This is a genomic window from Corynebacterium sp. HMSC074A01 (genome assembly GCF_001831515.1).
In the GTDB taxonomy this organism is placed as follows: domain Bacteria; phylum Actinomycetota; class Actinomycetes; order Mycobacteriales; family Mycobacteriaceae; genus Corynebacterium.
This window is the reverse complement of the sequence record NZ_KV825601.1, coordinates 96,667-110,350: the sequence shown is the minus strand read 5'-3', so window position 1 is coordinate 110,350 and position 13,684 is coordinate 96,667. Positions and strand designations below refer to the sequence as shown.

Annotated in this window: 16 protein-coding genes and 1 rRNA gene; 11 read left to right on the top strand and 6 right to left on the bottom strand. The window is 64.9% G+C overall.

The window, feature by feature from the left end; genetic code table 11:
* Positions 1–118: 118 nt before the first annotated feature.
* A 5S ribosomal RNA gene (gene rrf / locus HMPREF2550_RS03025) occupies positions 119–236 on the top strand.
* A gap of 450 nt (positions 237–686) precedes the next feature.
* Positions 687–1,331 (top strand): hypothetical protein, encoded by a 645-nt coding sequence (locus tag HMPREF2550_RS12010; RefSeq protein ID WP_141760498.1) that lies wholly within the window; start codon positions 687–689, stop codon positions 1,329–1,331.
* Positions 1,332–1,389: 58 nt separating this feature from the next.
* Here HMPREF2550_RS12010 and HMPREF2550_RS03015 read toward each other — a convergent pair whose 3' ends face one another.
* Positions 1,390–2,376: a pseudouridine synthase gene (locus HMPREF2550_RS03015; RefSeq protein ID WP_246819733.1), complete on the bottom strand. Its 987-nt coding sequence runs from the start codon at positions 2,374–2,376 to the stop codon at positions 1,390–1,392.
* Between the two features lie 22 nt (positions 2,377–2,398).
* Here HMPREF2550_RS03015 and HMPREF2550_RS12210 point away from each other — a divergent pair, with 22 nt between their 5' ends.
* The 4 genes from HMPREF2550_RS12210 (at position 2,399) to HMPREF2550_RS03000 (ending at position 4,704) form a co-directional block, all read left to right on the top strand.
* Entirely contained in the window at positions 2,399–2,545 is a 147-nt protein-coding gene (locus HMPREF2550_RS12210; protein WP_168167124.1) for a hypothetical protein, read from the top strand.
* 64 nt (positions 2,546–2,609) lie between these two features.
* Positions 2,610–3,530: a universal stress protein gene (locus HMPREF2550_RS03010; RefSeq protein WP_070762892.1), complete on the top strand. Its 921-nt coding sequence runs from the start codon at positions 2,610–2,612 to the stop codon at positions 3,528–3,530.
* A gap of 99 nt (positions 3,531–3,629) precedes the next feature.
* Positions 3,630–3,899 (top strand): GlsB/YeaQ/YmgE family stress response membrane protein, encoded by a 270-nt coding sequence (locus tag HMPREF2550_RS03005; protein WP_070762893.1) that lies wholly within the window; start codon positions 3,630–3,632, stop codon positions 3,897–3,899.
* Between the two features lie 175 nt (positions 3,900–4,074).
* Complete coding sequence (locus HMPREF2550_RS03000; RefSeq protein ID WP_070762894.1) at positions 4,075–4,704, top strand: TetR/AcrR family transcriptional regulator; 630 nt, start codon at positions 4,075–4,077, stop codon at positions 4,702–4,704.
* On the opposite strand, the gene yidC is transcribed toward HMPREF2550_RS03000, so the two are convergent.
* Positions 4,701–5,822, bottom strand: a complete 1,122-nt coding sequence (gene yidC / locus HMPREF2550_RS02995) for a membrane protein insertase YidC (protein WP_070789603.1) — start codon at positions 5,820–5,822, stop codon at positions 4,701–4,703. The two genes, HMPREF2550_RS03000 and yidC, sit on opposite strands and share 4 nt — an antisense overlap.
* A gap of 66 nt (positions 5,823–5,888) precedes the next feature.
* Between yidC and HMPREF2550_RS02990 the strand changes: the two genes are divergently transcribed.
* Positions 5,889–6,686, top strand: coding sequence for a class E sortase (locus tag HMPREF2550_RS02990; RefSeq protein ID WP_070789601.1), 798 nt, complete (start codon positions 5,889–5,891; stop codon positions 6,684–6,686).
* Positions 6,687–6,688: 2 nt separating this feature from the next.
* Entirely contained in the window at positions 6,689–6,841 is a 153-nt protein-coding gene (locus HMPREF2550_RS12205) for a hypothetical protein (protein ID WP_038592999.1), read from the top strand.
* On the opposite strand, the gene HMPREF2550_RS11790 is transcribed toward HMPREF2550_RS12205, so the two are convergent.
* Both HMPREF2550_RS11790 and HMPREF2550_RS02980 read right to left on the bottom strand, forming a co-directional pair.
* Complete coding sequence (locus tag HMPREF2550_RS11790; protein WP_246819732.1) at positions 6,838–7,842, bottom strand: TIGR00730 family Rossman fold protein; 1,005 nt, start codon at positions 7,840–7,842, stop codon at positions 6,838–6,840. The genes HMPREF2550_RS12205 and HMPREF2550_RS11790 overlap by 4 nt on opposite strands.
* Positions 7,839–8,396, bottom strand: coding sequence for a DUF2020 domain-containing protein (locus tag HMPREF2550_RS02980; protein ID WP_070789599.1), 558 nt, complete (start codon positions 8,394–8,396; stop codon positions 7,839–7,841). The genes HMPREF2550_RS11790 and HMPREF2550_RS02980 overlap by 4 nt, the downstream gene beginning before the upstream one ends.
* On the opposite strand from HMPREF2550_RS02980, the gene HMPREF2550_RS02975 reads away from it, so the two are divergent.
* The gene (locus HMPREF2550_RS02975; RefSeq protein WP_083319749.1) at positions 8,395–9,693 is read left to right on the top strand and encodes a sensor histidine kinase; all 1,299 of its coding nucleotides are present in this window, start codon (positions 8,395–8,397) and stop codon (positions 9,691–9,693) included. The genes HMPREF2550_RS02980 and HMPREF2550_RS02975 overlap by 2 nt on opposite strands.
* The gene (locus HMPREF2550_RS02970; protein ID WP_038592977.1) at positions 9,668–10,306 is read left to right on the top strand and encodes a LuxR C-terminal-related transcriptional regulator; all 639 of its coding nucleotides are present in this window, start codon (positions 9,668–9,670) and stop codon (positions 10,304–10,306) included. Before HMPREF2550_RS02975 ends, HMPREF2550_RS02970 begins: the two co-directional genes overlap by 26 nt.
* A gap of 1 nt (position 10,307) precedes the next feature.
* Here the strand turns inward: HMPREF2550_RS02970 and HMPREF2550_RS02965 are convergent, their stop codons facing one another.
* Positions 10,308–10,940, bottom strand: coding sequence for a DUF6474 family protein (locus HMPREF2550_RS02965; protein WP_070789595.1), 633 nt, complete (start codon positions 10,938–10,940; stop codon positions 10,308–10,310).
* Between the two features lie 65 nt (positions 10,941–11,005).
* Between HMPREF2550_RS02965 and HMPREF2550_RS02960 the strand changes: the two genes are divergently transcribed.
* Positions 11,006–12,514, top strand: coding sequence for a TM0106 family RecB-like putative nuclease (locus tag HMPREF2550_RS02960; RefSeq protein WP_083319755.1), 1,509 nt, complete (start codon positions 11,006–11,008; stop codon positions 12,512–12,514).
* Here HMPREF2550_RS02960 and HMPREF2550_RS02955 read toward each other — a convergent pair.
* Positions 12,509–13,672 carry an MFS transporter gene (locus HMPREF2550_RS02955; RefSeq protein WP_246819731.1) on the bottom strand — a complete coding sequence of 388 codons (1,164 nt, stop codon included), beginning with the start codon at positions 13,670–13,672 and terminating at the stop codon, positions 12,509–12,511. The genes HMPREF2550_RS02960 and HMPREF2550_RS02955 overlap by 6 nt on opposite strands.
* Between the last annotated feature and the right edge of the window lie 12 nt (positions 13,673–13,684).

Genomic DNA, 13,684 nt, shown 5'->3' with positions numbered 1-13,684 from the left:
TCGCGTCCACTATGCAGTCACTGACACAACACACCACGTGTCAACACAAACAAAAAGAATACTGTGTCTATCAACAACCAACACGCTCGTTGGTTGACTGGCATGCCCCACAAGGTGTGTCGGTGGTTGATGGCGGCGGGGAAACGCCCGGTCCCATTCCGAACCCGGAAGCTAAGCCCGCCCGCGCCGATGGTACTGCACTCGGGAGGGTGTGGGAGAGTAGGTTACCGCCGACCCAACAACTTCAAACAAAAGCACCCCGCACACCGGAAACACCCCGGCGTGCGGGGTGCTTTCGCATTGTGCTCCGGTATGTTTGAGTGCTGGTGAGTGTGTATGCCGCGGTGTGGTGTGAGGCCAGGTTTTCTGTCGGCGATCTGCGTGTATCCCCCCGGGTGTGGATTCATTGTGTCACGAGCCCGCATTGCAATGGTGTTGTGCCTGCTCGCTAGAAATCCAACGCAACATCATTCCACCCTCCCGCGGCGCGACCCCACCCAACCCACCGTGTACCGATTACAGGCGGGGTGGGGCCAAACGGAGCTAGCGCCATACCGGACCGCGCTTAAAGTTTTCGTCTTTTTAGTACTTTGCTATTGCGAACAATACATGTGTCATTTAATTTATTGGTAGGCGTCCAGTCGGTCGTCAGTCCCTACCCCTCTAAATTCCAGGAGACTTTAATCATGTCTTTCAAGCGCTCTGCAGCTAGTGCAGTTGCTGCCGGTCTCATTCTGACAGGTGTTGCAGCTCCGCACTCACACGCCGTCACTGTAAAGGTGAACTCTGACGGTGCCTGTGTCATGACATTCTCTGCCCAAGAGCAACGATCTTACAACTTTGGCCCCTCTGCAACTGCGACCATCGCGCAGATTAAGGAGTCGATTGCTGTATCCGAAAAGGGTCTTCAAGATGCAAAGAAGCTTCGCGCGAGCGCCACTAACCCTCGGTCTATTGCAGACTATGATGAGTTGGTCCGTCAGGCCGAAGGCATTCTGAAAACTATGAAGTCTGGTTTGGCTCAATGTGAAAGTGCTCAGTCTCCGGGTAAACCGAAGCCGAAGCCCAACCCGAATCCCAAGCCGAAGCCGGGTCAGCAAGATCCTCAGCCCAATCCTGGTGATGACGGGGGCTCATCCTCTGACAACGGGAAGAATCCCGATGAAGGCGATGGCAAGAACGCGCTGAGTACCGAAGATGGCAAGCTGAACGACGCTGGCATCGGAGTCGTTGCTGCGGGTGTCCTCCTTGTGGTGCTTGGCGGTATTGCTGCAGCACTTCCGACGTTGAAGCCGATGCTGCCGGCAAACATCGCGGCGATGCTTCCGTAACGGACCTGTACCGCTGGATTGACCCCGCTGGCTTCCAATCGATTGGTCGACTGCGGGGTTACTTTTGTGTAGCCCCGGGTAACCACGGGTCCGCGCTAAACGCGCGCTCAGCACCTGAAAGGGGATCGGTAAACCCGAGAAATACCGACGTGAGCAACATCGGTCGTGCGAAGTCCTCAGATCCGAACGGATGGACGTCGGGGTAGATCGGGTCACCGAGAATTGGCATACCGGATGCGGACATCTGGATGCGCAGCTGATGGGTCTTACCGGTGACCGGCTCCAACAGATAGGTCGCGAGCGGAGTATCCACGTTGTAGGTGGCAGCGAGACCCGCGGTCGTGGACTCGTCAATCGGCGTCACACTTCGCACATGCGTAATCGCGTTCGGTTTGCCCGGAACTAGAGTTGCCGCTACTTCACCGTGAACTTTGCTGATCCGGTGCGACCATGTTCCAATCCCGACGTCCCGCAACTCGGCCACCGCCGTGTACTGTTTGCGCACCTCCCGGAGTGCGAAGAGTTCCTGGTAGGGGCCACGGAGCTCACGACGTTTCGTGAAGAGCAACAATCCCGAGGTCATAAGATCGAGGCGGTGGGCTGGTGTGAGTTCCTCGTTGCCGGTGGCGCGACGCAGGCGAACGGTAGCAGTCTCGGTGATGTGGGCGGCCCGTGGCATTGTGGCCAAAAATGGTGGCTTATTGATCACTAGGATGTCTTCGTCCTCGAAGACGGTGGTGATCTCGTAGGGCACGGCGCGCTCGGGGGCGGGGCGGCGGTAGAAGAAGACATCGGTGCCGGGTGAAAGGATGGCGTCGGGGGTGAGCGGGGTGGCGTCGCGAAGCACAACTTGCCCATCTGTGAAGCGCTGCATTACCGCTTCGGGGGTATCTTCCGGGTGGCGGTGCCGCTGCGTGGCTACCACCTCGGAGAGGAATTCCAGTGCCGTGACCGGGGCAAGAGTGTCCGGCACGCGCACGCGCGAGGCTCCGAGGCCGCCGCGCGGGGGCAGTGGAGGGGCAGCTTTACTCTTCTTGCGGGCCATAGTGTGTAGTAGCGTATCCGGCATGGATATTGGAGCAATGCTTGACCCGCTGGTTCAGTTCTTTTCTGGCGGTATCGGGAAGTCGATCGCTGATGTGATGACCTTCCTCTACGAACTCTTCTTCCCTGCCAACGCGGAGGCTGCTGCGCCGGTGGAGATTCCCAAGTAAAAACCGTCGTCTACCGGGTACACTAGAGGATATAACCAGTAAGAACTACTGAAAGGCTGGAGATATGAGCCGCGAAGAACGAGAAAACCTGGAAGACCGTGAGGACATCGTCGTTGTCGCGGTGGATGGCAGCCCGGCGTCGCAAACCGCTGTCCGTTGGGCAGCAAACACCGCGATGAAGCGCGGCGTCCCGCTGCGCCTGGCTTCGAGCTACACCATGCCGCAGTTCCTCTACGCCGAGGGCATGGTCCCGCCGCAGGAGCTTTTCGACGACCTGCAGCGCGAGACCCTGCAGAAGATCGATGAGGCGCGCGAGATCGCGCTCGAGGTCGCCCCGGACATCAAGATCGGACACGCCGTGGCTGAGGGCTCCCCGATCGACATGCTGCTGGAGATGTCCCGCAACTCCACGATGGTGGTCATGGGCTCCCGCGGTCTGGGTGGCCTGTCTGGCATGGTGCTGGGTTCTGTATCCGGCGCTGTGGTCTCCCACGCATCCTGCCCGGTGGTGGTGATCCGCGAGGACAGCAACGTCACGGATGAAACCAAGTACGGCCCCGTCGTGGTTGGTGTGGACGGCTCCGAGGTTTCCCAGCGCGCAACCGAGTACGCCTTCGAGGAGGCCAACGCGCGCGGCGCTGAGCTGGTTGCTGTGCACACCTGGATTGATACGCAAGTACAGGCGCCGGGCGCGGGCTTCTCCGTTTCCGACGACCACTGGGCCGCGGTTCAGAAGGAAAAGGAAGCTCTGCTGGAGGAGACCCTCGGCGAGCTGCGTGAGAAGTACCCGGACGTGCAGGTACGTACCGTCATCACTCGCGACCGCCCGGTCCGCGCGCTGACGGAGGCTGCCGAGGGTGCCCAGCTGCTGGTCACGGGCTCGCATGGCCGCGGCGGCTTCAAGGGCATGCTGCTCGGATCCACCTCGCGCGCGCTGCTGCAGTCCGCTCCGTGCCCGATGATGGTGGTGCGTCCGGAGGAGTAATTCAGCCCCCTTTGACTGCCTGTCCATGCGGCAGGCATAAAAGGTATGCATAATGGGGTCCGTAACCGAAATATTTTTTAAGAAGGGACGGAACTTACTATGGCACCCTCACTGGGATTCATTGGTTGGATTATTATCGGCGGCCTCGCAGGCTGGATTGGCTCCAAGATTCAGGGCCGCGATGCGCAGATGGGCATCGGCCTGAACATCGTCGTCGGCGTGATCGGCGGCTTCCTTGGCGGCTGGCTTCTCGGCCTGTTTGGTGTTGACGTCGCCGGTGGCGGCTTGTTCTTCAGCTTCCTTACCTGCCTGCTTGGCGCGGTAGTGCTGCTGTGGATCGTCAACCTGGTCACGAACAAACGCGGCTAACGCCTCGCCGTTACGCAAATGCCCCTGGTACATACCGGGGGCATTTTTCGTGCGCGCCAACGTGCGCGCTAACACGTGTCCGAGAATGTATTTCACCGGTACGGCTGGTGTGTACGTACCGGTTTGTCTATATTGAGACGAGACAAGCGAGCAGCATCCAAGGAGTGAGCACCTAGTGAGCAGTGGGACGGCGAAGAAGAAGACGACCGCGCGGCGTCGCAATCGGCCGAGCCCGCGGCAGCGCCTCCTCGACGCAGCCACCAAGCTGTTTACCGAGGAGGGCATCCGCGTCATCGGCATCGACCGCATCCTGCGCGAGGCGGACGTGGCCAAGGCCTCCCTGTACAGCCTGCTCGGCTCCAAGGACAACCTGGTTATCGCCTACCTCGAGCGCATGGATGAGGAGTACCGCCAGCGCTGGGAGGAGCGCGCCGTCAAAGCCTCAACGACGGACGAGAAGGTGCTCGCTTTCTTCGACATGGCCATTGAAACGGAGCCGCAGCGCGAGTTCCGCGGCTCGCCTTTCCTCAACGCCGCGACCGAGTACCCCCGCCCGGAGACCGAATCCGAGCACCGCATCGTGGAGACCTGCCGCAACCACCGGAAGTGGATGCACGGCACCATCACCGAGCTGCTCACCGCCAAGAACGGGTACGACTCTTCCAAGCAAGCGGACGAGCTGCTCATCTTCCTCGACGGCGGCATGACCGGGGCGCGATTTATGCGCGACGTGTCCCCGCTGCAGAAGGCGCGTGACCTCGCCGAATCCGAGCTCGGCGCGCCGCCTGCCGACTACTCCATCTAGTCTGCATCCTCGGATTTTTCAGCCTTTTCAGCCTTCCGTTGCTGCGCGAGTTGCCTGCTCGCCTCGTTGCGAGCCTTTTGCAGCTCCTTGCGCTCCTGCTTCTCGCGCAGCTTTTCCGCTTTCCGCTCCTGCTTTTCGGCGCGCAGTTGCGCAAGGGCGTCGCCAGCCTGGCTGGGGTGGAGCACGGCGCGGCGGCGCAGCGCGCGGCGTGACCGCTTGCGCTGTACCTTTTCTTGTTTGGCACCGGCGGTGCGCTCCTTCGCCTCACGCCAGTACTCGCGGTGCATCTCCTCGGCGGGCATTGTGCGGACCGTCCAGGCCCACAGCGCCGCGGTTTGCGTCATCGTCCAGAGGTTGTTGCTCACCCAGTACAGCAGGATCGCTACCGGGACGATGCCGGCCAGCCCGGCGGTGGCCAGGCCGAGCGCGACGAGCGGGATCATCCACCACAGGAAGTGGTAGCTCTTGCGCGTCATGGCTGTCTCCCAGTCCAGGGTGGAGCGGTTGCGCAGCTGGGAGATGGCGAGGTTGGTGCACGTAAAGATCACGGCGGCGATCACCATCGGCAGGGCCACGGCGCGCACCTGTGCTTCCGTCGTGCCGAGCGCTGCGAGGTGTTCGGGGCTCATGGCCACATAGGCGGGCAAGGGGGCGTCGAAAAGCGTGGCGGCGCGGAAGGTCTCGAGGTCCTGGTCGCTAAGGATGCCGATGCGGTGGCCGTCGCCATCCGTGGGCACGGCCATCCAGCGGAGCAGGCGATACAGGCCAATGAAGACGGGGAACTGCACGAGCGCGGGGACGCAGCCGGCGGCGAGGCTGTAATTGTGGTCCTCCTGGACCTGCTTCCGCTCCCGTTTTTCCGCGGCGATAGCCTCGGGCGTAGTGGCGCTGCCGTACTCCTTCTCGATGCGCGCGAGGTGCGGCCGCATGAGGAAGGAGGTGCGGCCGACGCGGTACTGCGCCATGGCGAAAGGCAGCACGAGCGCGCGAACCGTCACCACGAGTAGGAGCACTGAGGCGACCCAGGCGGCCGAGGCGTCCATGTGCAGCAGGTGCACGAGTAGCCAATGCCACATTTTGATCACCGCAGCGACCGGGTAGACCAGGACTTCCAGCATGCGTGTGGAATCTCCTCTCGGATTGTGCGTTACAGGTGACGGCGACGACTGGGTTAATGTTAGGCCATGCCTCAGTCGCCACACCGGATACGCGCGTCGCAAGTGATCGGGGAGCTCCTGCTTACCACGGGCGCGCTCCTTTTGCTTTTTGCCTTCTACGAATCCTTCTGGACCAACATCGCCGCAGGCAAGATGCAAAACGAGGCGCAGCATTCGCTGAGCGAGCAGTGGGGCGAGGGCTGGGTCAACCCCCGCGAAGTGAAGGCACCGGCGCTTGGCGACGCGTTTGCGCGCATGTACATCCCCGCCTTCGGCCCAGACTACGAGTTCGCCATCATCGAGGGCGTGCAGGAAAAGGAGCTGCTCACCGGGCCGGGGCGCTACCCGGACACGCAGATGCCGGGCGAGGACGGCAACTTCGCCGTGGCCGGGCACCGCGTGGGCAAGGGCGCGCCGTTCAATGACCTCGGCGGGCTCAACGCTTGCGACGCGATCGTGGTGGAAACGCAGACCCAGTGGGTGACTTACCGGGTGCTGCCGATGTCGCAGCAGCCGGACGAGCGCCGCGCCGAAACCGCGGGTTGCCTGCCTACGGAGATGAACGAGCGCGTGGCTACCGGCGACTACGGCGCGGTGCAGGGCCGCCACATCACGCTGCCGGGCGACATCAACGTGATTAACCCGATGCCGGAAACGCCTTCGATGGAAGTGGTCGATGGCATGGAGGGCATCATCACGCTGACCACCTGTCACCCGCAGTTCTCCAACGCGGAGCGCATGATCGTGCACGCGATGCGCACCGAGGTGCTGCCCAAGAACCCGGAGCAGCAGACGCTCCCCACCGCGATGCAGGAGGTGAAGTAAAGATGTACGCAGCACTATGGCGCAAGCTGCCGGGCAACACCTGGGTGAAGACGCTGATCGCCCTCGTGATCGCCGTGGCAGTGTTCTTCCTGCTGATGGAGGTCGTGTTCCCGTGGGTCTCCGCGCAGATGCCGTATAACGACGTAGCCGTCTAGTCAGTCCAGCGCGGCACCGGCGGCAGCCAGGCCTGCAGCTTCTGGATCATCTCTTCCGGCTCGTCGGCCACGATGAGGTGGTCGCGGTCGGTTTGGCGCACAAACCCGTGGGCCACCATGTGGTCGACCATGTCTATCAGCGGCTGCCAGAACGTGCGGCCGAGCAGCCCGATTGGCTTGGTGTGCGTGCCGAGCTGCTGGTTCGTCCACTCCTCGAAGAACTCGTCGAGCGTGCCCGTGCCGCCGGGCAGCGCCACGAATGCCTCGCCGAGCTGGCTCATCATGGCTTTGCGCTCCGACATGGAGCCCACCAGCTCGAGGCGGTCGAGGCCCTCGTACTTTAGCTCGTAGTTGGCCAGGTGCGTGGTGAGCACGCCGACGGTGGTGCCCTTGTGCGCGTGCGCCCCCTTGGCTACCTCCCCCATGAGCCCCAGCTTGCTGCCGCCGTACACCAGCGTCATCCGGTGCTCCCCAAGTGCCTGGCCGAGGCGGCGCGCCAGCTCAAGGTGCGCCGGATCCGTGCCGGGGTTGGCACCGGCGAAGACGGTGACGGACTGGATCCGGCGGTCGTTAAGAGCCGGGAAGATCCGGGTAGCCAGCAGGGGTGCGAGTGCGTGTCCTGCGGGCGCATTCGGGTCGATCCAGGCGGTCTCGGCGATCTCCGCGGCGGCCTGCGGGGAGCTCGAAGGCATTGGATGAACGTAGACGGTGGAAGTGACCGTGTGCCCGGGCTCGTTCGAGGCCTCGGCGCTGAAGGTGCCGAGGTAGCTTAGGTTCCCACGGTCGACGTCAAGCCCGACCTCTTCGCGGGTCTCGCGCAGCGCGGCGTCGACAGTAGTCTCGCCGGCCTCGAGCTTGCCGCCGGGCAGCTGGAAGCGCGGGCTGGAGTGCTTGCGGACGCACAGGACGCGGCCTGCATCATCGCGGAAGACGATGGCGGCGACGGCGATCTCTGTGTCAGTGGGCAGGTTCGTGCGGGGTTTCGGGTTGCGCTCAGTCACAGTCCCAGCGTAGCGATGACCTGTTCCGCCACGCGCTGTGCCTTGACCGACTCGTCCTGGTTAGTAAACACCGTCACTGCGTGCGTGCCGCGCGCGACCGAGTACGCTGCGCCGATGCGGTTTGGTACTTCGCCGCCGCCGTGGCGCCCGCCGTTCCACCCCGGGGGCTGGTCGGCTGGCGCAGTGAAGTCCACCGGGGTGGCCCAGTCCACCACCGCCATCGACTCCTGGGGTGAGGCCATGTGGCGCACGATCACCGTCAGCTGCGGCTCTTCCGGGTAGGACCAGAACTGGCAGGCGGGTGTGTCGAAGCGGGAGTCGATGCCCACCCCGGTCACGCGCTGACCGTTGGTCTGCGCGACCCACTCGGTGTCCAGGTAGGGGCACTCGGCCCAGTCGGTACGCTGCGTCTCCGGCAGGGTCTCGACGGGCAGCCCCTGGTCAGGCGCGGCGGCCGTCGTTTCGCTCGGCGCTTCCGGGGTCTCCGTTTCGGCGCTGCAGGCGGCGAGCGCGAGGCCCGCGGCAACGAGGGCGGTGGGTAATCTCAGACGCATGAGCTTAAGACTAGCGAGCCTGGCCCACACGTCCGCAGATGTGCCGGACAATAAGGCGTTGGATACCGGCATCACAGTGCTGGCGGTCTGCCTCGTCATGGTCTCCCTGGGCGCGACGACCCGGATGCCGCTGAACCTGGCGCTGCTGCAGATCGTGCTTGTGGCCACCTTCACCTTCGTCCTGTTCTACGGGATGGTGGAAATGCACCGGTGGGGCCGGCCTGTGCGCGCGGTCTGGTGCGCGGCGCTTCTCGCCCTGTGGGTCGCCGACATCACGTTCTCGCCGGTGGCGGTGTACTGGGTGTTCATCCTGTTCTTCGTCGTGCTGCGCGCCTTCAACAACTGGCGCGGGCTGGTGCTCGTAGCGGTCGGGCTGGCGATCTCGATCGCCATCCAGATCCCCACCGGGCTCACCCTCGGCGGCGTGCTCGGCCCCGTGCTCTCGGCGGTGGTGGTCGTGGCAATCAACTACGCGTTTACCACCATCGGTCGGGTGAGCAAGGAGCGGGAGCAGCTTATCGACGAGCTCCTGTCCACCCAGGACAAATTGGTTGCCACCGAGCGCGCCGCCGGCGTGGCGCAGGAGCGCGAGCGCCTCGCCCACGAGATCCACGACACGGTGGCGCAAAACCTCTCGTCCATCCAGATGCTGTTGCACGCCGCCGAGCGCGACCTGGTCAACGCGGGGATCCCTAAGGAGCAGTTGGAGGCACCGCTGAAGCGGATGGAGACGGCGCGCCGGGCGGCGTCGAATAACTTGGCGGAGACGCGGGCGATGATTGCGGCGCTGGCACCGGCGCCGTTGACGGAGACGTCGCTAAGCGAGGCGCTCGGGCGCATCGCCGAAGACTTAGCAACCGCCAGCGACATGGACATTGAGGTGGAGACCGACGGCGAGGTGGCACAGCTGCCCATGCGCACCGAGGCCGGGCTTTTGCGCATCGCGCAAGGGGCGATGGCGAACGCGGTGAAGCACTCGGGCGGGACGAGGATGCGGGTGACGCTGACGTACGGGCCGGACGAGGTGCGCCTGGACGTGGTGGACAACGGCCGCGGTTTCGACCCGGAGGCGCAAGCGGCAAAGCCGGCGGGGCTGGGGCACCTGGGTTTAGACGCGATGCGCTCGCGTGCCGCCGAGCTGGGCGGAAAGCTGGTGGTGGAGTCCGCGCCCGGCGGGCCGACGGCGCTTTCGGTGGCGGTACCGGGTAATGTCAATCGAAAGAATGATGCCAAGTCCTCGGCGGGTGTCGAGGGGAGTGGAGAGGTGGACCATGATTCGGGTGCTGCTGGCCGATGACCACGAGATTGTGCGGCTGGGACTGCGCTCCGTGTTGGAAGTCGACGAGGACATCCGTGTCGTGGGCGAGGTGGCCACGGCGGAGGCGGCGATCGCGACCGCGCTGGCTGGCGGCATCGACGTCATCCTCATGGACCTGCGCTTCGGCGCGGGTGCCGAGGGCTCGCGGGTAACCACCGGGGCGCAGGCCACCGCGCGGATCCGCAGCGCCATGGGCAACCCGCCGCAGGTACTGGTGGTGACCAACTACGACACGGATGCCGACATCCTCGGCGCGATCGAGGCGGGCGCGGTGGGCTACCTGCTCAAAGACGCCCCGCCGGAGGAGCTGCTCGCCGCCGTGCGATCCGCCGCGAAGGGGGATGCGACGCTGTCGCCGGTGGTGCGCGAGAAGCTGGCCACGCGCGAAAAGGCCCCGCGTTCCTCGCTGACCCCGCGCGAGCTGCAGGTGCTGCAGCTAGTGGCCGAGGGCAGCTCGAACCGGGAGATCGGACAGCAGCTCATGCTCTCCGAGGCGACGGTGAAGTCGCACCTGGTGCATATTTACGACAAGCTGGGTGTGCGCTCGCGCACCTCCGCGGTGGCCTCGGCGCGCGAACAGGGCGTGCTCTAAACTAGTTCGCCTTCTTCGTGATCTCGGCGCCGAGCTCGGCCAGCTCGTCCTCTACGGAAGCGTAGGCCAGGCGGCGCTGCTCCGGGTTGAGGTGCTCCGCGTCGCGCACGTTGCGCGCTAGCGTGTTGAGGCGAACCTTCGCATCGCCCTTAAAGCCCGAGGGCAGGGACTCGGAGTGCTCGAGGGAGGTGCGCAGCGCGTCGATACGCGCCTTGAGCTCTGCCCCGCGCCCGGAGTGGCGGGCGAGATCCTGCGGATCAACGCCAATGCCTGCGGCGCGGGTGTTGATGCGGTTCTGTTGGTAGGAGGTGTAGGCCTTGTACGCCAGCGGCAGCAGTACCGGCACAAGGATGCGGGAAGCGCTGACCCACTGCTTCGCCTTCTTCTGGGTCAGGCCGGACTCCTCGATGCGCTTGAGGTGCGCCTTAGCCAGCTTTTCCTCGTGCTTGCGCTTGCGCTTGAGCCCCTTCTTCTCCTCCTTCAGGAGGCGCTTCTCTGCCTTGTCTAAAAGCTGGGCGGTCTTCTGGTCCGCCTTCGCCTGCTCCTTGGCCAGCTTGCGGGCGCGGGCCTCGGCGGCCTTAATCTCGGCCTTGGTGCGCGCGCGGGCTTTACGGATGGCTTCAAAAAGTCCCATTGGGGAGGTACTCCTTTGTGGTGTTGTTTTTCGCTGCCGCCGATCTTACCCGCCAGGCAGGTATTGTGGTCACTATTGTGAATGAGCCGTTTCAGGTCCGCCCCGCAGATCTCGTGGGCTGCAGGTACCGGTTGCGCCAGCGTTTGGCCCACCCGGAGGTCGGCCCCACCCCGGCGGGCCAGTCGCGTCAGGCACAGCTCGCTGCGGCCCGGGCGCTGGTGTTCGCGGCGCTGCCGGTCAAGCGCGCGGTGGGCGACGGGCGGGGCAAGGCCTTCGTCCGCGTCGACCTCACCCCCGCCGATACTTCGGACGAGCTTGAGCTTCGCGACGGGCAGACGCGGGAGGCGCTGCGCCACGGCGCACACCTGATTACGCGGGCGGTGTTATGCGGCGAGATTGACGGCGTCCGCGTCGTGTGCGAGATCGACGTGCTGGTGCGCACTGACGCGGGGTATATGCCGGTGATCGTGTCGAACCATCGCGTAGCGCGCAAGGATCCGGCGTCTTTAGCGTTGATGGTGCCCACCGGCAGGCTGGGCCTGGGCGCGCCGCTTGAGGTGCAGGCGAAGCCGCGCCACCACACCATCGACGGCTACACGCTCGCTATGGCGCACCTGCTGCTTGGGGAGAAAGCTTCAGGCCGCGGCGGCGTGATCGGCCAGGACCGCGAGCGCGCCTATGTCGGCGAGCTTGCCCGGTTCATCCCCCCGCTCAAACGCGCGCTGGAAACCCCGATCCCGCCCGAGCCGCGTCGGCTGAAGCAGTGCGCGACCTGCCGCTTCTGGCCGCTGTGCGGAGAAAAGCTCGAGGAGATGGACGACATCTCGCTCGTGTTCTCCGGCGGCCGCGCCGATCAGTGGCGCGAGCGCGGTATTCACACCGTGGGCCAGCTTATCGACGCCGACGCGGGCGACGCCTCACGCATCGCGCAGGCCTGGCGCGAGGGTGTGCCAGTGCTCAAGCGCCGCGGCCCGGTGCGCGTACTGCGCGCGGACGTGGAGATCGATGTGGACATGGAGGCCTACCTGGACCAGGGTGCGTACCTGTGGGGTGCCTTCGACGGCGAGGCCTACCACCCCTTCGTTATCTGGGAGGAGGTCGGCGGCGAGGCGGAAGAGCGCAACTTTACCGAGTTCTGGCGCTGGCTGATGGCGCGCCGCGATGCCGCGCACGCGGAGGGCAAGACCTTTGCGGCCTACTGCTACGCCGCTGGCGGGGAGAACCACTGGCTCAAATCCTCGGCGAAGCGCTTCGACACCGTGGAGCTGGCTGAGGTCCAGGCGTTTATCGCCTCTGACGAGTGGGTCGACGTCTTCGCGCACGTGCGCCAACATTTGGTGGGCACTGACGGGCTGGGGTTGAAGGTGCTCGGCCCTGTCGTCGGCTTTACCTGGGAGGATGATGATGTGGACGGCGAGGCGTCGGTAGCCTTGCGCAGGCAAGCGCGCCGCGAGGATGAAATGGGAGCGGAAGCGCGGGCGACGCTTTTGCAGTACAACGAGGACGACTGCCGCGCCACCCGCGCGGTGCGCGAGTTCTTAGACGCGGGTGCGCCGGGCCTGCCCCTGCTATAGGCGCTTCTCCGCCACGGCGAGAGCTGCGGCAATGGCGATGAGTACGGCGAGCATGGCCGCGAGCACGCCGACGAAGCCAGGCCAGGAGAGCGCCTCGAAGGCCCAACCAGTGGTCGCGCCCAAAAGCGAAGAGCCCATGTAGTAGCAGAAGACGTACAGGCTCGATGCCTCCGCACGGTCCTTATCCGCGATGAGCCCGACCCACCCGGAGGCAGTGGAGTGCAGAGCGAAGAAGCTGGCGGTGAAGATGAGCAGGCCGGCAAGCGTGACGTAGAGGTTGCCGCTGGCACCGACGAGCGCGCCGGTGAGCATGAGTACTGCAGCGGCGAGCACGACGCGGCCGCGGCCGAAGCGGGAAACGAAGGTACCGGCGCGGGCGCTGGACCAGGTGCCGGAGAGGTACATCACGTATGTCAGCCCGGCGAGCGAGGGGGCCAGGCCGAAGTCGTTGATAGCGCGGAAGCCAAAGAAGTTGTACATGGAGACGAACACGCCCATGGCGATAAACGCGGTGGCCACCAGCCCCACAAGGCGGGGGTTGCCCAAATGCCGGGCCACGGCGCGGAACTCCGCGCCCGGGCGGATCGAGGCCTTGGGGCGGAAGTTTCGCTGCTCCGGCAAAAGCAGCGCGGTTGCGATGGCGAGTGCCAGGCTCACCGCCGCGCTGGTGGCCAGCGCCCAACGCCAGCCGGTGATTTCCAGCATGAAGGCGGGGATGAGGCGGCCGGTGAGCCCGCCGACGGAGGTGCCCGCGATGTAAAGGCCCATCGCGCCGGCGAGGTCGCGCTCGTCCAGTTCTTCAGAAAGCCACGCCATTGCGACGGCGGGGGTGCCGGCGAGCAGCGCGCCCTGGACGGCGCGGAGTACGACGAGCTGGCCGATGGTTTGCGCCAGTGGGAGGGCGAGCCCGAGTGCGGTGGCGGCGAGCGCGGAGATGATCAGCACTCGTCCGCGCCCGAACTTCTCGGACAGGATGGAGGCCGGGACGACGCAGATCGCCAGCGCACCGGTGGCCGCGGACACCGTCAACGCCGCCGTGGAGGGTTCGATGTCCATCTCTCGGGTGAGCGTGGGAAGCAGCGCCTGGGTGGCGTAGAGGGAAGAGAAGATCGCGAGCCCCACGAGCAGCATGCCTATCGACGCCCGGCGATACTCCATTGACCCTTTTCT